The organism is Nitrosomonas sp. Is79A3 (genome assembly GCF_000219585.1).
Lineage (GTDB): Bacteria > Pseudomonadota > Gammaproteobacteria > Burkholderiales > Nitrosomonadaceae > Nitrosomonas.
The window spans coordinates 994,986-1,015,127 of record NC_015731.1; the positions used below are offsets into that span (position 1 = coordinate 994,986).

Below are 20,142 nucleotides of genomic sequence, written 5' to 3' on the forward strand. Positions count from 1 at the left end.
TTTGAGATCAGAAAGAGAATTCAATACTATTTTAGCTGTTTATTCCTCAGCGCACTGAGATGCAGGGATGAGTTTGAGTTCATGATTTTCAGTACGGAATATACCTGTCTCTGTCACAATATAATGCAGCGCGATATCGTGCGGCTGAGCGTAAACATTTTCTAATCGCTGCATTTCAAAAGCTATTCCGATAGTTAATGGCTGTGGATGGTAAGTAGCCAAGGTGCGATCAAAATAACCGCTGCCATAGCCTAAACGATAGCCATGTTGATCAAAGCCTACCACGGGAATAATAATTGCATCAACACTAACTGCCCTGGCCTCTATAGGCACAGGGATGCCATAAGCCCCATTTTTCAAGGGCGCATCAGGCCGCCATTCACGGAAACAAAGCGGTTTATCCTTACCAACTATTTCCGGTAGTGCAAGCGTTGCGCCATGTTGCATAAAATACAGGGCAATTGACCGTGGGTCGTATTCACCCCGGAATGGCCAATAAATTCCAATATTCATTTTCTGAAGTTTTGGAAAGCCTTGTTTGAGAAGATCTGAAATTGTTTGACTCCATTGCTGATGAGTAACTTCAGATAAAGTTTCACGAGCTGCAATTAGCTGTTTGCGTTGATGTTTCCTCAATTCCAACAGATTATCCATTATTTTTAATTTGTGTTCAGATGGTTAGAGGTATCGTGGTTATCCAATAAGAAATTTTGTTTTAGCAGTTTTCTGACAGGTGCCGGAATAGCATATTCAAGTGCATCGGATGGTTTAATCCAAATAAATTTATTATGTGGATCGAGAGTATTTGAGACAACTTGCAACAGCTGCGGATGAATCCGTAATTTAAAGTGGGTGAATTGATGGTCTAAAATTGGTAACTCAATCGGCGATTGAACTGTTATGCCTAATTGGTGCTGGCAATAACTCGCAGCGTCGATCCCAGTTTTGATCTCAGGTGGACACCATAACTCTCCCCAGATTCCAGAAGCAGGTCTTTTTTCCAAAAGTAACTTCTGATGTTGCATGAGTAGTAAAAAAACCGCTTCTTTTTTTGGTAATGGTTTGCGAAGTCTGGTGGTTGGGAATTGATCTACACGCTTTTCTTTAAATGCGACGCAATTATGTTGAAGTGGACAGGCTTTACAAATAGGGGTGTGGCGTATACAAACAGTAGCTCCCAAATCCATCAAAGCTTGTGTATATGTTTCAATTTGGTTCTCACGACAGGTAACCGGTAACACTTCTTCAGATTTCTCCCAAAGCAGGTTCTTGATCCTGCTTTCTTCCGGATAACCTGCAATTCCAAAATAACGCGTTAAGATTCTCTTAACATTGCCATCCAGAATGGCTTCACGTTTGTTAAAAGCAAAAACCGCTATGGCAGCGGCTGTTGAACGGCCAATTCCGGGTAGTTTCTGAAGAATTACCCGAGTATCAGGAAATTGGCCCTGATAATCTTGCATAATCATACGCGCTGCTAGGTGTAAATTGCGGGCGCGCGAATAATATCCAAGGCCGCTCCAGATAACAAGTACAGCATCAAGTGGCGCCTGTGCCAAACTGCTAAGTGTGGGGAATTCTTGCATGAATCGTGCATAATAAGGGATGACCGTGTTTACCTGTGTTTGTTGTAGCATGATTTCAGATAGCCAGACAGCATAGGGATCACGACTCCCTTGCCACGGAAGGTGATGACGGCCATGATCTTTATGCCAGAGGATTAACTGGGTTGCGATTGGTGACATATTTAAGGGAAGTAAATCTGGAGTACTTAAGTTGGGTGTATTGTTGTGTTAGGGTAGGGTGTGTTGGTCTTTTTGTAAGACTTTACTGGAAAATCACTTCGCTAAATTTGGCATTCGGTGTAAGCACTTCCATTCTGACAAGCTGGATTAACTCGATATGTTGTCTCGAATCACTATCAATTACCAGACATTCACCTTTTTCAGGTGAATTGACAACATCAATAGCTTTGCCTTCTATGATTTGGTTGTTTTTTAAGATAAGTTTTAGCCGATAGCCGTACATGCAAGCAACTTCCACAAAGTCATGGAGCTCACACGAAATTGTATCTTGCGTCATGGTTGTAGACTCCTTTAAGAGATGTAAATAGGCATAATATAACGATACCGGCAGCAAGATAGCAATAATGTGGATGAAATCTTTGTAATAGCGTTTCAAAACTAAATGATGGAAATTTTTAAAACCTTGGGTTTATTCGTTGTTACCGCATTCGCCGAGATAATCGGATGTTATTTGCCTTATCTCTATTTGAAAGAAGGCAAATCTTTTTGGCTACTTCTTCCCGCGGCAATTAGTTTAGGGATTTTTGTCTGGCTACTCACATTCCATCCTCAAGCAGCGGGACGCGTTTATGCCGCATATGGTGGAGTTTATATTTGTGTGGCGCTAATGTGGTTATGGGCGGTGGATGCTATCCGCCCGACTGTTACCGATTGGATTGGCGTGAGTTTCTGTTTAGTTGGTGTGATTATTATTATGTATGGGAAGCAGCTTATTAGGAATATTTAGAAAGATTGATTTTGCTTTTAGGTGAATTTAAAGCAATCATTGTTTGTTTCTGTATGGTTTTAGGTGCTTATTTTATTTTTCTTATTTGTTCTTGCTTGATAATATAACGCTGTATCATGGCTTCCATACTGGCTGCTAGATCAATAAATTGACATCCGGCGCGCATACAATTCTGTCCATTGCGCAAAGTGATTTCATAGGTATTTTTTACCTGAATGGTGGCATTGATAGTACCAATTTCTGGAAGAGCAATTTGACAATTGCTATAAATTATTCCCGGATCAAAATTGATAATAGGATGTTGATCAATTACTGCTATACCGCCACAACTGATATCAAGTAGTGCTACTTCAGCTTTGGAGGCTGTGCCTTTTCCAGTAATCGGAATAACACATTTAAGTGGTTTAACAATAGGAGTGGAAATACGAAAATGATTTCTTCGTTGTATACGAAGAAGTGATCTGGGTATGTTGACTGCAAAGGCGTTTTCACCTTTAAATTGTATTTTCTTGATTTGATCGCAGGCGAACTCTATTTTAACTCTATTTTGTGTGGTCACAAAGATTAATGCTTTGGATTGGAGTGCCTTCTGGCAATTTCTTTCATTAGTGCCATAATCTACTATCATTTCTTTGTTATCAGCATCTATCGCTACTATCGATGTGAGGATGAAGTCATTTTCATAATCGGGATAGAGCGTGATTAGTGAGTTTGATTGCATAATTCCACGAAGAATAAAGAGAATATCAATTTCCGAGTGAATACGAAAATTTTCATCTATTTCTTCTTGAGAAAATTGGGTGGGCTGTAATACTTCAATACTTTGATCAGATCCATGCATCATTAATTACTCCGGAATTTTTTGTGTAGTCTTTGTGCCAAGGTTTTTCGTGATGAGGGGATTTGTTTTTCCTTGTTCCAAGCGATATAGCCATGCCAATAGCTCGGCAACTGCAACGTAAAGCTGCGGCGGAATGCGATCATCGAGATTTACTTGCATCAATAATGCAACCAATTCACTTGATTCATGGACATAGACTCCTGCTTCTTTAGCACGTTTAATAATCTCCTGAGCAATCAGACCGCGACCTTTAGCAACAACCTTGGGCGCAATTTGCCCTTCCCGGTAAGCGAGTGCTACTGCAGTGAGGTATGGTTCATTCTTTGTCATTGTGTTGAATCTCTACGGCCTGAATATTTAATCCGGCTGATTGCATATCCATTGTGAGTGGTAATTGATTATTTCTTAATAAGTTAGCGGTTTCTGGTTGCGAAGTATTTAGCTTAATGTTAATACCTTGGGCATTTAGTACAATAGTCGCGGCGATATCTCCTAGTTGCGGCATTGATAGCCGGAGTTGCGTACGCCATTGTGCTGCTTGATCAGATTCATTTTCATTTTCTTTGTCTTGGGGGTTCTCATAAATGTCCCATTCCATGGGCTGACCCTGCCAGATTTCTCCGCGCCAGAACAAATGCCCAGTCTCTAAGGTAGTAAGCTGTTGTTGCACTAAAGGGATAGCCTGAGTATGTACTGGCATTTCAGGGTTTAGCGCAGCAGATGCGGACACGGACACTTTTGCAGCAGGCAGATCGGCCGTAACTAGCATTAATTTACCCTGAGGTTCTTGATGTAAGTTTTCAAGTGTATTTTCTCCACAAACCCATTGTGCCTGATGTGATTCATAGAATAATCCACTTTGAACAATTGCTTTTTGTAATAAACCGGGTAATTCGGTGCTATTTATTGACTGACTAGTTAGGATAGGTGTTGGGCTGGTGAGAGATTGTGTATGTGTGGTAGCGGTACTTGTTGTGGTTATGCCGGCAGATGTTTGCTTTAATGCGTCTTGCATCAGAACGCCCAGAAAACGTCCTATAGTACTAATTGATGTATTATTCTTCCCGGTATCTAATGGTGTTTCATTTAGGATAAGAAACTTTAATTTCGGCTCTTGCGAAATAAAAACAAGCTCCATTTTGCTGCCAGGTTGAAAATTGTCTGGTAAGTGCATTTGCAAGAGCTTGTCCGCAACTAACACTCGAGAATTTCCATTAAATAAACGTGCCTCTATTAGTGCCTGATACTTCTGACCTTGTACAAATTCAACAAAAGAACTTGGTGAATCAAGAATTGCTGTAACTGGTGTTACGGGTGTAACAGGAGTTATATGAGTTTGGGTTGCGACTAAATCAGTTTTGATGGTGGTTGGAATCACAACAGCTTATCTTAATTTTGTTAGTATCTTCCCGGAAATAACATGCAAGTGTGCTCTATTAAGTGCTCACATATTATTTATGGGTTGATAGGCATGCTGAAGGTTGCGAGTATGTCCATTGGCGTTGAGCATATCTTGTAGTTTTATCATCCATGGCTCGGTGATTGCCTTGATTTGAGCATCATCCGCCAGAATTTGGTTAATAATTTTTACCTTTTTCTGAAGTAGTTCCTTATCTAGAATAGGTTCTGGGTCATGCTTTATCAGCAAATCAGTCAATTTTCTACACTCTTGTTCTAATAATATCAATTGATCCCATTTGTTATTCTGAGCAGCGGCAAGCATCTTTCCGGTAATTGCTAAAATGGCGTCATAAGTCATGAGAGTCTGTGCGCTATTCATCTATATGTGTATCCTTTATTACTAAATTTTTTTAAATCGCCGCTGCATTTTTTGCAATAGGAGTCTCATTTGATTGCCTAATTTCTTTCCAGGCACCATGTAATTCTGATAGAAGCTTATTAACTTCATTAACAATCTCAATATTGTTCTGAATATTAGCGACTAATAATCGATGCGTCATATAATCATAGAGCGCTTGAAGTTTGATTGCCAAATCACCGCCGGCATTCATATCTAAGCTTGCTTTCAAACCATGATCAATAATCATGATAGCTTTTGAGATCATTTGCCCTTTCTCCGCAATTTCATTGTGTTGCATGTGAATTCTGGTTTTTGCCAGAGCTTCTTGTGCACCTTCGAAAAGCATTAAAATAAGCTTATGCGGATCAGCTGATTCAATGCCTGTTTCAACACCGACGCGTTGATAGGCTGATATTGCGTTATTCATAGCGGAAAACATTTTGTACCTCTTTTATATTGTAAAGAGCCTAGCTTTCTAAACTACCTGTTGATTCTTATGAGCTTGTGCTGGGTAAGTTGGATAATTGCTGCTGCAAGAAGTTACTGGTCTGTGTCATGCTGGCAATGGTTGTGTCCAGTGCGGTATATTGTGCACGTATCCGCTTTTCGGTGTCTGCAAGTCTCTGATTCAGCGTATCGCGTTGTGCATCAATATCTTTTATGGATGCATTAATACCATCAATGCGACTATCAATAAGATGTCCGTTTAGCATGTCATCAACTAACTTGTCTAATTTTTTAGCAAAACCGTGAGCAAAATCTATGGTTCCTCTGGCGCCTGTCCCGCCCCCGGTTATTTTGATAACTAATCCGCTGCTATCAGCGGCGCCTGTTAGGGTCTGGCCGGAGCCTGTTGCAGTGATGCCGTTGATCGTACCTGCTACATCTACGCCACTTGTTTCGACAGGTGTGCCGAATAAATCCAGTTTGCCATTTCCGCCTGTAATTGATACGGTCGATGCTGAGCCATATCGATTGGAAGTAATGGTTAATTTGCCAGCAGATTCGCTGAGTGTGACTTTGATTCCGGCTGAGGAAATTTCCGAGACACCATTGATTCTTGATTGAATTTCACCTGCTAATGAAGTTGCCGTATAAGTGCCTGCTGCGAGAGTTACACTAGCGCTTACACCATCAATGGTGAGATCTAACTTGTCATTGACCCCCGTGTTGATGGTTAATGCGGCAGCACTGCTACCTACTGCGGTACCTTGTGTTGCAATTCGACTGATATTTAGCGAGTATTCACCATTTACTGTATCGTTCTTGGCGCTGACAAATGACACCAGACTATCGCTGGTTTTTCCAACTGAGGCAAATAGGGTTGAAACATCTTTGGTTGGATCGCTCATCACACTAGTTAATTTGGCCGAATCAAACTTAAGTGTTCCATCCGTTTGAAAAGTAATGCCGACTTCTGAGAGTATGCTTAAGCCGCCACCTGCTGTGGTCAGCGGATTAGACATTACATTACGTAGTTGTGTCTGGATTGTTCGAACTGTTGAATCTCCTGTTAGAATAGATGCTTGCTTGGTAGTGGCATCATATTTTGAGAGATCAACGATGGTTTTGTTCAGATCATTAAAAGCTTTAACAAATGATGATACTGTACTTTGAACACTGGCTGTGTCTCGAGACAAATTTAAGGTGGTTGTTGTACCAGCATTTGCCTTCAGTAAGTTAAAAGTGACACCTTCAATGGCATCTGTAATTGTGTTGGATGCTTTGCTAATTGAGATGCCATCGATTACCAATGTGGCATTACTAGCTGCTGCAGTTTGAGTAAGGTTAGTCGTGCCACCCGTCGATGCGTTATAGGCAAGCTGAGATAATCCTGCATTATCAGTATTATTTGTATCAGCATCGGTTGTTGTTATTTTTAAGGCATTGCTTAAACCGGTATCATTTGAAGCAATTACTAAACGATTGCCAGTGCCATCATTTACGATACTGGCACTTACACCTGCGTTAGCTTGATTAATTGTGTCCCGGATTCCTGTCAATGATGAATTATCGGAGGAAATAGTAATTGATTGTGCAGCTTTATCTGGATTGAGCGTAAATGTACCACCATTGTAAGTGCCAAATTGTATAGTTAAAGTACCGCTGCCAATTGCAGTACTTGTGGTTGCATAGTTGGCAGATTTTAATTTATGCGACTGTGCAAGTGTTTGGATCTCTACGGAATGACTTCCTACTACTGCAGACGAGGTTGCACTTACACTGGCCAATGTAGCATCAGCAAAGTTAGCCGTTACGCCGGTAAATTTTGCCGGATCGGATAATGCGGAAAGACTGCTTTGGAATGAGGATAATGCTCCTTTTAGCGTACCAAAGGCGGTTAGTCGAGTCTGCTGTTTAGCTTCTTTGTTATCAAGAGCCGTAAGAGGCTGACTCTCTACAGCCATTAGCTGTTTGACAATACCGTTGACATCTAAACCGGATCCAATTCCTGGGGATGCAAGCATTTCTAAGTCCTGTTGATATAAGAATTTTTTGATTATGCTTTATCGTTAAATAACAGCCCTTGTACTTTATCCAACGTACGAGCTAACTGAACAGCTTCTTCTGTTGGAATCTGCCGGATGACTTCTTCAGTATGAACATCCATTACTTTAATGATCGTTTTGCCAGTATCTTCATCAATTGAGAAACGCAAATTGTGTGCCAGATTATCAACTGCACCCTGGATTTTCTGAACTGCTTGTTTGATTTGTTCTTCTGATTCTGGCTTATTGCCAACTTTAGATCGGGCAGGTGAAGCAGGTGATGGGGCATTATCTGTATTAGGCACGGATGTTTTCTGAACAGTCGACGTTGTTGTCGAAAGCAACGGAAGTGTGCCTGTTCCATTTAATTGATTGATGCTCATAATAAGAGTCCTTAAAGTTGAAATGAACGCGGGTAGGTTTTTTATAACATCCCGCCCGCGATCATCAGCTTTATTTAATGCGGTGTATCATTTGCTACGGACAGCTTAACGTAACAGTGAGAGAACATTATTGGGTAATGAATTTGCTTGTGCAAGAATCGCTACACCAGCTTGTTGCAGGATCTGTCCACGTGTCAGGTTGGCTGATTCAGCAGCGAAGTCAGCATCCTGAATCCGGCTACGGGAGGCGGATAGATTCTCAGAGGTGGTTTGCAAATTCGAGATGGTTGAACTGAAACGGTTCTGAATTGCACCCAGATCACCGCGAGAGCTGCTGATGGCATTTAAAGCAGCATCCAGCGTCTTCAATGCAATTTGTGCATTAGCTGATGTGGATAAATCCAACGTAGCGACTGAATTGAATGAGCTGGTAGTAGCGCCAAATTCCGTGGCATTTGAACCAGCTGCAGTAATTTGGCCAGCAGAGCTTGAAAGTTCGACGGTACCCGTTACTGTCGTTGAGTCATTACCACCGCTGGTTAGCGTTCTTGTGGTCGCTCCTGCAGTGACATCAGCTGTTGTTACGCCATTAGTGAAATCTGAAAGTACGATATCTCTGCCATCTGTTGTTGACAGCGTTATTACTGACTTGTCGGTCGTAGATGCGAACGAGGCAGTAACGCCGGTTGAAGATTGTAATCCATTAATGGCTGATGCCAAGCCGCTTAAGTCAGCAGTATCAGTGATAGTGGTAGAAACTGTGCTGCCGTTTAATGTCATAGCAACAGTACCGGCGGCTGATAAATTGCCGAGCGTGGCACTGTTAGATGCGGTTGCAGTGATGCCGATACTGGAAGCAGCCGTATTAATGGCTGCAGCAATGGCTTTGGCATCATCGCCTGCTGCATAACTAATGTTACCGGTTGTTCCTTTATTATTGGCAAGTGTTAAGCCGGCTTCAACAGCAACGCCATTGGCAGCAAGAGCAGCGGCAGAAGCCGTTGCTGTGCCCATTGCTGTTCCATTGGTGGTGAGTGTGTGACTACCTAATGCAGTAGAGCGAGCATCGCCAATTGATGCAATGTTGATGGTTTGGTTAGCATTGGCACCGACTTGGAAGCTCTGATTCAGGAAAGAGCCGTCCAGCAAGTTCAAGCCGTTAAACTGGGTTTGGCTGGCAACCCGCGTAACTTCGGCACTCAATTGTGAAGCTTCGGCTTGTAGTGAAGCACGGTCACTGGCGCTGTTAGATGCATTGGCAGACTGAACAGCCAGTTCACGAATACGCTGTAAATTGTTGCCGATTTCACCCAACGCACCTTCAGCGGTTTGTGACAGTGAAATACCGTCATTCGCGTTACGGACAGCTTGGTTTAAGCCGCGGATTTGTGAGGTCATCCTTTCTGAAATCGCTAGACCTGCAGCGTCGTCTTTAGCGCTATTAATACGCAAGCCGGATGATAAACGTGTTAAAGATGTATTTAATGAGTTTTGCGATGTATTTAAGTTACGTTGTGCATTTAATGAGGCTACATTAGAGTTTATAATTTGTGGCATTTGGGTTCTCCTTTCTAATATCTATGTGTTTGGCATAATTGCCAGTTCCGTTGGTTTTCCCCGCAATCCAAGAGGGTTTGTAACCGCCGTTGATTGCAGTTATCGGACAGCATTTTGAAAAGTTTAGGATTTTTGCTTTCATGGTTTTTATCTAATCATTTGGTTAATATCGGCTATTCGTGGTATAAATTGTTTTTTTCTCATAAATTATCTTGTAAAATTAGATAAATATTCAGGTAGTTAATTTGGGAAGTTAATTTTAGGAGTTATATCGGCTTCAACTGGTGGGGGCTGAGATGGTCAATGAAGAGAAATTAAAAATATTAATGGTCGAACATTCTGCAGAGGATGCAGATCGGGTGCTGCAAATACTTTTACAGGGCGGTTTCCAGACTGAATGTTTGTGCGTTAGCACTGCTGCTGCTTTGCACGATGCCCTTTTGATCCGGGACTGGGATGTGATTTTGTCCGATTATGATTTGCCGCAGCTAAATGCGCAGGAGGTGCTGCAAGCCATAAGAACCCAATACCTTGATATACCTTTGATAATTGTATCCAGTCATGTTGGTGAAGAAGCGGCAGAGCATATCATGGCTCTAGGAGCTTATGATTTCATGATGAAGGAAAATCTTGCCAGACTGATGCCAGCAATAAGGCGTAGCTTGCATGAAGTAGGAAACTACCAGCGTTTTATTACTGCACAGACTGCCTTGCAAAAGAGCGAAGCACTTTTTCAAGCGATTACATCTAATCTTCCCGGGGTGGTTTTTCAGTTTCTGCTATCAGTCAATAAAAAAACTAGCTTTCCTTATGTCAGTGATGCCAGTGAAACACTACTGGGGCTGTCACCCCAGAAGCTGATGGATAAACCCGAACTATTTCCAGAGTTGATTTTGCCGGATGATAGAAAGTCTTATCATCAATTGATGATAACCTCTGCGGAACAACTTGCGACCTGGAACTGGGAAGGGTGTATTCAAGTAAAAGGTGATAGTGATATCAAATGGATCAGTTTGCGTGCAACACCCAGGAGAATGCCGGATGGCACGACGTTATGGGATGGCATCATGATCAATATTACTCGAAACAAACTGGCTGAACGAGAGATTGTACGTTCCCGGGAACAGTTGGCAGAATTATCCTCTTATTTGCAAAAAGTCAAAGAGCAGGAGCGCGCCAGAATTGCACGAGAAATTCATGATGATATCGGAGGAACATTAACTGCTATTAAATGTGAGTTGTTTCCATGTATGGACACAACGGCAAGGAAGCCGGAATTTTATCAGCAAAAATCGAAATCTATAGAATCTTTAGTGGACCGCGTGATTGACAGCACACGCCGGATTTCTCTGGATTTGCGGCCGGGTATTCTGGATTGCGGTATCATTGCGGCGGTTCAATGGCAGGCAAAAGAATTTAGTGATCGTACAGGTATTGTTTGTAAAGTATCATGCATAAACGATGAAATAGCTTTAGATTCTGATTTGGCGATAGCGGTTTTCCGTGTTTTTCAGGAAACACTAACAAATATTTCCAAGCATGCTAATGCATCCCGTGTTCAGGTAAAGCTCGTGGAGCTAGAAGGACTGATTCTTTTGGAAGTAATTGATAATGGCTGTGGTATTACCGATATCGATATGGAAAAACAGGCTTCTTTTGGGATTCGAGGGATGCGTGAGCGTTGCCAACAATTGAAGGGAAATTTCCATATTTCGGGGGATGCGGAGAAAGGTACAAAAGTGACTATTCTGATACCTATGAGTAATCTGGAGTATCAATCCGGGCATATAGATAGGCTGGAAGGTGAGTTTGGAGAAACCCAGCAGTCTGAGCCTATGAAGAAAAAAAAGAAGGTTTCTCGGCTCTGAGTAGCCGGAGGTGCGCATGATAAGTGTGATGATTGCTGATGATCATGCAATTGTTCGCCAAGGTTTGAAACAGATACTTAGCGAAACGGATGATATTAAAGTAACCGGTGAAGCAGAGACGGGGTTTCAAGCAGTAAAAATTGCACGGCAGCAAGATTTTGATGTCATGTTATTGGATATTTCTTTACCGGATAGGAATGGTATCGAGATATTGAAGCAGGTAAAGAAAGATAAACCCAATCTTGCAGTGCTCATGCTAAGCATGCACAATGAACACGAATTTGCAATTCGTGCATTAAAGGCGGGAGCATCCGGATATCTCAATAAACAAAGTGCACCGGCGCAGCTTGTAGTGGCAATACGTCAGGTTGCAATGGGCGATAAGTATGTGAGTCCGGTTGTTGCACAGGAACTTGCCAACATTATTAATTCTGATTTAGACAAGCCGCTTTATGCCACTTTATCCGATCGGGAATATCAGACTCTATGCTTTATTGCCGCAGGTAAAACATTATCGGAAATATCAGCCGAAATGTTTTTAAGCCCAAAAACAGTCAGTGTTTATCGTGCGCGCTTGCTGGAGAAACTCAAGTTGACGAATAATTCAGAATTAATTCGTTATGCTATAAAGAATAAATTGGTCGACTAATTTTATAATTGTTCTGCAAGTTAACCCAAATATTTCTTAGATTGCCTTATAAATTAAGATCAAGATTCACGTGGACTGGTCGATATTTTTAGTTCCAAGCTTGCTGGTAACACTAATTTAAATTTCTTGACCAATTTTATGAAGCCGCTTAAAGATTCGAATCCAACCATTATTGCCCGTGAAACATTGCGGCAGCTTGCATCGCTCAGAATTCCTCCAACACCAGATAATTATCACAAACTGTATGACCAGATTTCAGGTAATTCCGGAGATGATGTGAATTCCGCGGCGGTAACATCAACAAATCAGCAAAGAATTGTTGATAATCCAACAATAGAATCCGCTGTGACCTGGGGAGATACGATAGAAGCACTGTTGAAGCAACTGGAAAAGAAGCAAGGAGCGCTGACCACTGCAAAGAAACGGGATGGCGTCAATCGAGTTCTTGCCAAATACTCGAAAGATTCAAACCAACTGCATAACAAACTCAAGGCGCTGGTAGATTCATGGGGAGCATTGGCTGCCGCAACCCAAGACTCAAATGAAGATGGGCAAGTGCAAAATCCCTCATTGCAAGTGCCGCAGGTTGATCAGGACACACAAGGCTCCCAATTAAAGCATGCTGTTACAGAACAGACTCCGACCGCCGGATATTTTGCTGATCAGCTATTGGAATTGCTGGCACACTTGCTTGAACAGGTTGTTGCTAAACAGATTGGTGACGTAATTTTGGTTGAAGAAGCCAGAACGTTAGCGCATCAAGTGCGCAAAATTCAAGATAAGCCAGAAATGGAACAATTCATAGCGGGTTTTCAACAATTTTGCGGTAAGTTTGATGCATATGGTGAGAGTGGTCTCAAGTTGCAGCAAGGCTTACTCAAATTGCTCAATATGCTCATGGATAGCACGGGAGAATTACTCTCAGAAGATCAATGGATTGGTGTTCAGATAAGTAAATTGCGTGAAACAATCTCCAGGCCACTGGATCATCAGGTGATAGCACAAGCTGAGCATTATCTAGAAGAAATAACGCAAAGACAAGAAATAATCGGACGTAGTTTAAGTGAAGCCAAGGTGACCCTGAAGCAGATGGTAACTTCCTTAATCACTAATATTGAAGAACTTACCGATACGACGGGTGAATATCAGAATAAGCTTGAGCAATATTCTGAAAAAATCAGTAATACTGATGATATAAAAGAACTTAATCAGCTGCTTGTGCTGATTATGGAAGAAACCAGTCTGATGCAAAAAAGCACATTAAATTACCGCAATGATTTTTTGGCTGCTCGAGCAGAAGTTAGTTTGGCGCAGAATAAAATCAATCAGCTCGAAACCGAGTTACATGAAATGGGTGAGAAAGTGCATGAAGATCACCTGACAGGAATATTAAATCGGCGTGGTTTAGATAATGCTTTTGACCGCGAAACCTCGCGTTCAATGCGCCATCAGGTTCCTTTATGTTTTGCACTGCTGGATATTGATAATTTCAAACTGCTTAATGATACGCATGGCCATCAAGTGGGTGACGATGCACTAGTGTACTTGGTTGAGTCAGTCAAGGAGACAACGCGCCCTGAAGATATTGTGTCACGATATGGTGGTGAAGAGTTTGTAATTCTATTGCCAAACACAAATCTTGAAGAAGCTGTACATATCTTATCCAGGATCCGGCGTAATTTAACCAAGAAGTTTTTTTTGCATGAAAATAAACGTTTGTTAATCACTTTTAGTGCGGGTGTTGCTCAGCTCCAGCCGGGAGAATCACAAGAAAGTATTTTCAAACGCGCCGATGAAGCATTGTATCGTGCAAAAAGAGGCGGTAAGAATCAGATACTCACATCTGTGTAACTCTCTGTTAGTTAGGAGATATATCGTAGTTTCCGATAAATAGTACCGATTTCCCTTTTTATTCATTAAATCCATTTCTGGTTTGCTCTGTTAACGTTGTCTACATGGCAGTCTATACCGGAATGGGTTCTCCTTCGCAATCCAACGAATTACCCCCAAAGCTGGAATAGTCTGGCATCTAGTGATGTCAATTGAGGAGGATAGCAATGCAAGAAGCTATTAAACAAAAACAGAAAAGAATGCTGAGATTGGTTAAATCGACAGATGCTATTAAAAGTGAGCAGAAACCCATGATTGATTCTGAGGACTATTATAAGCAAGTAGAACGTTACGCTGAACAGATTCGCAATACAAGAAATGCTGATGAAATCATTAGTATTCTAGATATTGTGTTGTCTGAAACTAGAGGTCTGAGATTTAGTGATGAAGTTTTTACTGCGCAGGAACAAGTAAAACGCGCGGAACAAAAGATTGAATCATTGAAAAGTGAATTGGAACAACTGAGAGGGCTCGTACAAACTGACCAAATGACAGGCGCCTTCAATCGCCGTGGGTTAGATGATATTTTCAAACGTGAAGCGGCCCGTGCCGACAGGAATGCACAGTCTTTAGGGGTGGTTTTGATTGATTTGGATAACTTCAAGCAGATTAATGATAACTTTGGCCATCAGTACGGAGATAGTGTGCTGATCAATTTCGTCAATGTAGCCAAAGAAACATTACGTCCTTCCGATATTGTGGCGCGGTTTGGCGGGGAAGAATTTGTAATATTATTGCCTGATGTCGAGATGGAAGACGCCTTAACTATTATTTCCAGGCTACAGAATAATCTGGGAAAAATTTTCTCAGTTCAAGTGGATAAACAATCTATACCAGTAACATTTAGTGCAGGTGTAGCATTACGTTCATTTGGCGAACATCAGAATTCAGTCATAAGTCGTGCCGACAAAGCGCTTTATCAGGCGAAGCGTACCGGGAAGAACCAGGCAATACCTGCATTAATTTAATGAAATAAATTGAAAGTTCGCGAAAAATAAGGATTCTGTTCTAAAAAACAGGAGCGCTGATCGATATTGTTTATTAAATACAAGTAATACTTAAGAAACACGCAATGCAGCCGATGAGCTAAAACATTTTTATTAAACGATGGATTAATGCGGGGGAGTAAATGGAAGGTTTTTTTCTTGGGCGGCAGCCAATTCTAGACCGTAATCAGAACCTAGTAGCGTTTGAATTACTTTTTAGACAAGAAGAGACTGATGAATCGGCAAATGTCATTAACGATTTATCTGCATCAGCTAATGTCATTATCAATGCATATTGTCAATTGGGTATCCAAAATGTGTTAGGTAAGCAGCGCGGTTTTATCAATGCAGACCCTGATCTGGTTATGAGTGACATTATTAGTTTATTGCCCGCCAAGCATGTCGTGCTGGAAATAAAAGAGATAGCGCTTATTACGGAAGAATTTATGCAGCGTTGTAACGAATTAAAGAAAAAAGGCTATCAATTTGCGCTTGATAATGTCGTTGCAATGAACACTAAAGTTGAACAATTGCTGCCTTTGGTCAGTGTAGTGAAAGTAGATATTCTTGCGCTTGAAAAGAAGGAACTCGCGGAACTTGTAACTGAATTAAATCGCTGGCCGGTTCTGCTTCTGGCATTGAAAGTAGAAAACCGTGAACAGGAAACATACTGCATGCAGTTGGGTTTTCAGATGTTCCAGGGATACTATTTTGCACGGCCAGAGGTATTGGCCGTTAAACGTGCTGATCCAGGAAAATTGTCATTATTGAAGCTATTGACATTAGTCATGGGTGATAGTGATATTGAGGAAATTGAAAAGGAATTTAAACACCAGCCCGGATTAAGTTATAACTTGATGCGTATGGTGAACTCAGTTGCCAGTGGAGTGCCTCAGAAAATCAACTCCATCAAGCATGCAATCATGATACTGGGGCGTAAGCAATTGCAGAGATGGATACAATTATTACTTTATACCGCTAATCAGTCGGACGATAGTATGTCAAATGCCTTAATGCAAACAGCGGCAGCGCGGGGTAAGTTAATGGAGTTAGTTGCAACAACAGAACGCCCGCATGACAAAAATCACCAGGAAAGAGCATTTATGGTAGGAATTTTATCCCTGCTGGATGTGTTGCTTGGCATTGAAATGCAGCAAATAGTTGAGAAACTTGGAATTCCAGAAGACATGAGCCAAGCATTATTAGCCCGGGAGGGGCGTTTGGGTCACGAATTGAAATTAATTGAAGCGAATGAGAAGGGTGAGGTTAATACAGTTCAATCCATAATAACTGAACTGGGTTTTTTGAGTCTGAGCGAGTTGGCTGACATTGAAATACAAGCAATTGGTTGGGCTAACCGAATCGGTGAAGCTGTTAATTAATTGTATTGCTCATCAAACTTTATCTTGATATATGCATCGGCCAGCTTGGCTGAATTTGGCTTCATGCCAATTACCAAAGAAATTCACTAATATTTTCTCGATTAATGGAATGTACAGTCTGGATATGCTGGCTTTCTAGGCTTGCTGTATTTTTCGGGATTTATGAAGCTAAAGTTATTCTAGGTGATGTCGTTAACTTCCTGACTAAGAATATGATTTCATAATGTAATGAGAATCATGGCGGAGATATTCTGCAGAGTTTGATACATCACCTTCTAGTCTACAGGTAATTCATAATCAGATCACGCTAAGAGTGGATTACTTAGATCAGGAGGCAGCATGAATAGCTTTGATCAAGATGAGCAACGAGGAGAGAAGTTATGACTGAAATGCAATCGGTAGACGACGAAATTAAGAATCAGGTGGTCGATAAACTGGTGCCTGAAGATCAGGATTGGGTTTTATGCACTGCCGAGGCTGATGAGTACTTTATGAGTATCAAGGGAGAATTAAATCAAATTGATCGGTTAGTTAGTGATGCGGTCAATAATTTGGTCATTAACTTTAGATATATCAGTGAATTGACCAAATCACACCATGATATGGTTTTGGCCATTGAGAAAATGGCTGCTCCTGAAGGAAGCAAACCTATTCTTGAATTATTGGAGAAACAGATGGTTATTGCTGACAAAATCGAACAGGAATTAGAAATGGCTGTTACTTCATTACAGTTTGGTGACTTGGTCACGCAGTTGCTGGCACATACTACGCATCAAGTAGAGATATTAAATATGGAATTGCAGCGTGTTGATCGGCAAAGTAACTGGAAGAAGGAAATTGGAAAGGAATCCTTGCATACGATACATGAAGGAATTTCGAAGGCAGTTGATGTGGCAAAAATTAAAAGTAAAAGAAAACCAGTTGTGCAGCAAGGTATGCAGATGGGTGACATTGAGCTTTTTTGATAAAAGTTGTTTGGAATACGAATTTTTATCAAGCAAATTAACAACATTAGCAAGAGGAGTGAGGTAAATGGCTAAAACAATACTTGCAGTAGATGATTCTGCATCAATCCGGCAAATGGTTACTTTTACGCTTAAAGGTGCGGGCTATGAAGTCATTGAAGCAGTTGATGGTCAAGATGCATTGGACAAAGCGAATATTCATAAGGTCAATCTGGTATTAACCGATATTAATATGCCACGTATGGACGGACTGAAACTGCTTGAATTGTTGCGCAAATTGACGCACTACAAAACTGTTCCTATCTTGATGCTGACTACAGAATCAGGAGATGAGATAAAAGCAAAAGGTAGGGCGGCAGGAGCAACAGGCTGGCTGGTAAAACCGTTTGATCCCAAGCGATTACTGGAAGTAATCGGTAAGGTTATTGGCTAGATATTAATATTTCTTTGTCAGATTAATAAATCACAGATAACTTGCTTAATTTTGAGATTAAATAATTTTTATACTTCTGTTTTTTAATTTGCTTGCTTCTTTAGGGTGTTAGCCTAACAACTCAACTTGGAATAGGGTTACCTATGAGTACAGATCTCGAACAATTTTATGAAATATTTTTTGAGGAATCCTCAGAATTACTCGCGGATATGGAAACGTGTTTGCTAAGGCTTGATGTAAATTCACCGGATTTGGAAGATTTAAACGCTATATTTCGTGCCGCGCATTCTATTAAGGGCGGGGCTGGTACATTTGGTTTTACAGATATGACGGAGATGACGCATATGTTGGAAACATTACTGGATAAACTTCGCAAGGGGGAACTCGAAGTACGCAGTGAGATGGTTGATGCCTTTCTAAAGGCTGGTGATGTCATTAAAGCGCAGTTGGCAGGACATCGCGGGGAAGGCAAAGCGGATCCTGCTGTTGCCGAAGCAATTTGTGAGGAACTGAAAAAATTAAGTGACGAAACACAAGTGTCAGCTAAAGAGCTAAAGAATCCGGCAACCAATACTGAAGCAATGCAAGTAGAAACCGAAGTTGCTGAAGTTGAAACCTCACTAATTGATGATCCATCGAAACTTACCTACAGTATAGAGTTTTCCGGTACCGGTATGAGCAATGCTACCCTAGAAAATCTATTTACTAATTTGAAGCAGTTGGGCAACCTGGAAAATCTTACACCAGCCAATGTGATAGATCTGTGTAAATTGAAACTCACTACCAATAAAAGTGAAGAAGATATTTGGGAGACGCTGGCATTTGTTGTCGATCCGGCAACCTTAAAAATTGTAGTCGATACATCCGGGAGCGGTGAGGCTGCCGAAAAAGAGCCGGAGAACATGGATGCCAACAGAACTGATGTAAAATTAATTGTTGATGAAGAAGAATTTTCAATGGCTAATATGCCGCCTGCACCTGGCTATGGTTTCTTTCCGGGAGCGCCTGCTGCACCAAAGGACATCGATGATGCAGAATCGAATTTGAATTCTCCACTGCAACAAAGTGCCAGTGATAGCAAAAATGAAGCAAATGCCATACTGAATAAATCCTCCAGTAAAGCCAATACAGCAGCAGCTCCTGTCAGCGAAACCTCATCAATACGAGTAAGTATAGAGAAAGTCGATCAAATGATTAATCTGGTCGGTGAATTGGTGATTACACAGGCAATGCTTGCTCAGACAGCATCTCAATTTGATCCTGTAGTTTTTGAAAAACTACATAGCGGGATGAATCAATTGGAGCGGAATACGCGGGATCTCCAAGAATCTGTTATGTCAATTCGAATGATGCCGATTAGTTTCGTATTTAGCCGATATCCGCGTGTTGTACGTGACTTGGCATCAAAACTGAATAAACGTGTTGAATTAAAGACCGTTGGTGAAAACACAGAGCTGGATAAAGGTTTAATTGAAAAGATTGCTGATCCGCTGACTCATTTAGTCAGGAATAGTTTGGATCATGGCATAGAAATACCCGATAAGCGTATTGCAGCAGGTAAACCAGCGCAAGGTACGATCACGCTACGTGCATTCCATCAAGGCGGTAGTATCGTGATCGAGGTCAATGATGATGGTGCAGGATTAAACCGAGGGAAAATTCTTGCCAAAGCTAAAGAACGCGGGTTACCAGTGCATGATGGAATGACCGATCAGGAAGTCTGGTTACTGATATTTGAAGCAGGTTTTTCTACAGCCGATACAGTTACCGATGTATCTGGGCGCGGTGTGGGTATGGATGTGGTAAAACGTAATATACAAGGTATGGGCGGGCGCATTGACATTGAATCAGCGTTTGGTGTGGGCACGCGCATATCTATTCGCCTGCCGTTGACATTGGCTATTCTTGATGGATTGTCTGTGGCGGTTGGCGGTCAAATGTTTATTGTGCCACTCAATTACATTATCGAATCGTTACAACCGACTGCTGCTGACATTAAAACGGTAAGCGGTCATGGGCGGGTTGTACAAGTGCGCGGTGAATATCTACCAGTGATTGCATTACACGAAATCTTTAACTTACGTCCCAATGTTACCGAAGTACATGAAGGGATTCTTGTTATTCTTGAGGCTGAAGGTCACAAGGCGGCGTTGTTTGTCGATGATCTGGTTGGGCAACATCAAGTTGTTATTAAGAGCCTTGAAAGTAATTACCGGAGAGTGCAGGGTGTTTCAGGTGCGACGATCATGGGCGATGGAAAAGTTGCACTTATTCTTGATACTGCTGCATTAGTGATGACATCACAGCAAGAAGCGGTATAGGTGATATTGATCACTGATATGTTTATCGCATACTTTCATATTGCA

The 20,142-nt window shown here is 41.5% G+C and carries 20 protein-coding genes; 9 read left to right on the forward strand and 11 right to left on the reverse strand.

Annotated features, from left to right (window positions below; genetic code table 11):
- Positions 1 to 39: 39 nt before the first annotated feature.
- The 3 genes from NIT79A3_RS04495 to NIT79A3_RS04505 all read right to left on the reverse strand — a co-directional run bounded on the left by NIT79A3_RS04495 (position 40) and on the right by NIT79A3_RS04505 (position 2,082).
- Entirely contained in the window at positions 40 to 642 is a 603-nt protein-coding gene (locus tag NIT79A3_RS04495) for a 5-formyltetrahydrofolate cyclo-ligase (RefSeq protein WP_348225724.1), read from the reverse strand.
- Positions 643 to 659: 17 nt separating this feature from the next.
- Positions 660 to 1,745, reverse strand: coding sequence for an A/G-specific adenine glycosylase (gene mutY / locus NIT79A3_RS04500; RefSeq protein WP_013965071.1), 1,086 nt, complete (start codon positions 1,743 to 1,745; stop codon positions 660 to 662).
- Positions 1,746 to 1,827: 82 nt separating this feature from the next.
- A complete protein-coding gene (locus tag NIT79A3_RS04505) occupies positions 1,828 to 2,082 on the reverse strand; it encodes a Rho-binding antiterminator (protein ID WP_013965072.1) in 255 nt (84 codons plus the stop codon).
- A gap of 108 nt (positions 2,083 to 2,190) precedes the next feature.
- Here NIT79A3_RS04505 and NIT79A3_RS04510 point away from each other — a divergent pair, with 108 nt between their 5' ends.
- Entirely contained in the window at positions 2,191 to 2,532 is a 342-nt protein-coding gene (locus NIT79A3_RS04510; RefSeq protein ID WP_041360547.1) for a YnfA family protein, read from the forward strand.
- 67 nt (positions 2,533 to 2,599) lie between these two features.
- On the opposite strand, the gene NIT79A3_RS04515 is transcribed toward NIT79A3_RS04510, so the two are convergent.
- The 8 genes from NIT79A3_RS04515 to NIT79A3_RS04550 all read right to left on the reverse strand — a co-directional run bounded on the left by NIT79A3_RS04515 (position 2,600) and on the right by NIT79A3_RS04550 (position 9,603).
- Complete coding sequence (locus NIT79A3_RS04515; RefSeq protein WP_013965074.1) at positions 2,600 to 3,376, reverse strand: flagellar brake protein; 777 nt, start codon at positions 3,374 to 3,376, stop codon at positions 2,600 to 2,602.
- 3 nt (positions 3,377 to 3,379) lie between these two features.
- Positions 3,380 to 3,703, reverse strand: a complete 324-nt coding sequence (locus tag NIT79A3_RS04520; RefSeq protein ID WP_013965075.1) for an EscU/YscU/HrcU family type III secretion system export apparatus switch protein — start codon at positions 3,701 to 3,703, stop codon at positions 3,380 to 3,382.
- Positions 3,690 to 4,751 (reverse strand): flagellar hook-length control protein FliK, encoded by a 1,062-nt coding sequence (locus NIT79A3_RS04525; protein WP_013965076.1) that lies wholly within the window; start codon positions 4,749 to 4,751, stop codon positions 3,690 to 3,692. The genes NIT79A3_RS04520 and NIT79A3_RS04525 overlap by 14 nt, the downstream gene beginning before the upstream one ends.
- Positions 4,752 to 4,817: 66 nt before the next feature.
- Positions 4,818 to 5,153, reverse strand: coding sequence for a flagellar protein FliT (locus NIT79A3_RS04530; RefSeq protein ID WP_013965077.1), 336 nt, complete (start codon positions 5,151 to 5,153; stop codon positions 4,818 to 4,820).
- Positions 5,154 to 5,184: 31 nt separating this feature from the next.
- Complete coding sequence (gene fliS, locus NIT79A3_RS04535) at positions 5,185 to 5,613, reverse strand: flagellar export chaperone FliS (protein ID WP_013965078.1); 429 nt, start codon at positions 5,611 to 5,613, stop codon at positions 5,185 to 5,187.
- Positions 5,614 to 5,668: 55 nt separating this feature from the next.
- On the reverse strand, positions 5,669 to 7,642 hold the full coding sequence (gene fliD, locus NIT79A3_RS04540) for a flagellar filament capping protein FliD (RefSeq protein ID WP_013965079.1): 1,974 nt from the start codon (positions 7,640 to 7,642) through the stop codon (positions 5,669 to 5,671).
- Between the two features lie 32 nt (positions 7,643 to 7,674).
- The gene (locus NIT79A3_RS04545) at positions 7,675 to 8,046 is read right to left on the reverse strand and encodes a flagellar protein FlaG (RefSeq protein WP_013965080.1); all 372 of its coding nucleotides are present in this window, start codon (positions 8,044 to 8,046) and stop codon (positions 7,675 to 7,677) included.
- Positions 8,047 to 8,151: 105 nt separating this feature from the next.
- Positions 8,152 to 9,603, reverse strand: coding sequence for a flagellin (locus NIT79A3_RS04550; RefSeq protein WP_013965081.1), 1,452 nt, complete (start codon positions 9,601 to 9,603; stop codon positions 8,152 to 8,154).
- A 296-nt stretch (positions 9,604 to 9,899) separates the two neighbouring features.
- Between NIT79A3_RS04550 and NIT79A3_RS04555 the strand changes: the two genes are divergently transcribed.
- The 8 genes from NIT79A3_RS04555 to cheA all read left to right on the forward strand — a co-directional run bounded on the left by NIT79A3_RS04555 (position 9,900) and on the right by cheA (position 20,097).
- Entirely contained in the window at positions 9,900 to 11,471 is a 1,572-nt protein-coding gene (locus tag NIT79A3_RS04555) for a histidine kinase (RefSeq protein ID WP_013965082.1), read from the forward strand.
- Positions 11,472 to 11,487: 16 nt separating this feature from the next.
- Positions 11,488 to 12,120, forward strand: coding sequence for a response regulator transcription factor (locus tag NIT79A3_RS04560; protein WP_013965083.1), 633 nt, complete (start codon positions 11,488 to 11,490; stop codon positions 12,118 to 12,120).
- A gap of 138 nt (positions 12,121 to 12,258) precedes the next feature.
- Complete coding sequence (locus NIT79A3_RS04565) at positions 12,259 to 13,971, forward strand: diguanylate cyclase (protein ID WP_013965084.1); 1,713 nt, start codon at positions 12,259 to 12,261, stop codon at positions 13,969 to 13,971.
- Positions 13,972 to 14,177: 206 nt separating this feature from the next.
- Positions 14,178 to 14,978 (forward strand): GGDEF domain-containing protein, encoded by an 801-nt coding sequence (locus tag NIT79A3_RS04570; RefSeq protein WP_013965085.1) that lies wholly within the window; start codon positions 14,178 to 14,180, stop codon positions 14,976 to 14,978.
- Positions 14,979 to 15,139: 161 nt separating this feature from the next.
- Positions 15,140 to 16,378, forward strand: coding sequence for an HDOD domain-containing protein (locus tag NIT79A3_RS04575; RefSeq protein ID WP_013965086.1), 1,239 nt, complete (start codon positions 15,140 to 15,142; stop codon positions 16,376 to 16,378).
- Positions 16,379 to 16,758: 380 nt separating this feature from the next.
- Complete coding sequence (locus NIT79A3_RS04580; protein ID WP_013965087.1) at positions 16,759 to 17,343, forward strand: hypothetical protein; 585 nt, start codon at positions 16,759 to 16,761, stop codon at positions 17,341 to 17,343.
- A 67-nt stretch (positions 17,344 to 17,410) separates the two neighbouring features.
- The gene (locus tag NIT79A3_RS04585; RefSeq protein ID WP_013965088.1) at positions 17,411 to 17,776 is read left to right on the forward strand and encodes a response regulator; all 366 of its coding nucleotides are present in this window, start codon (positions 17,411 to 17,413) and stop codon (positions 17,774 to 17,776) included.
- A gap of 143 nt (positions 17,777 to 17,919) precedes the next feature.
- On the forward strand, positions 17,920 to 20,097 hold the full coding sequence (cheA, locus tag NIT79A3_RS04590) for a chemotaxis protein CheA (RefSeq protein ID WP_013965089.1): 2,178 nt from the start codon (positions 17,920 to 17,922) through the stop codon (positions 20,095 to 20,097).
- Positions 20,098 to 20,142: the final 45 nt, after the last annotated feature.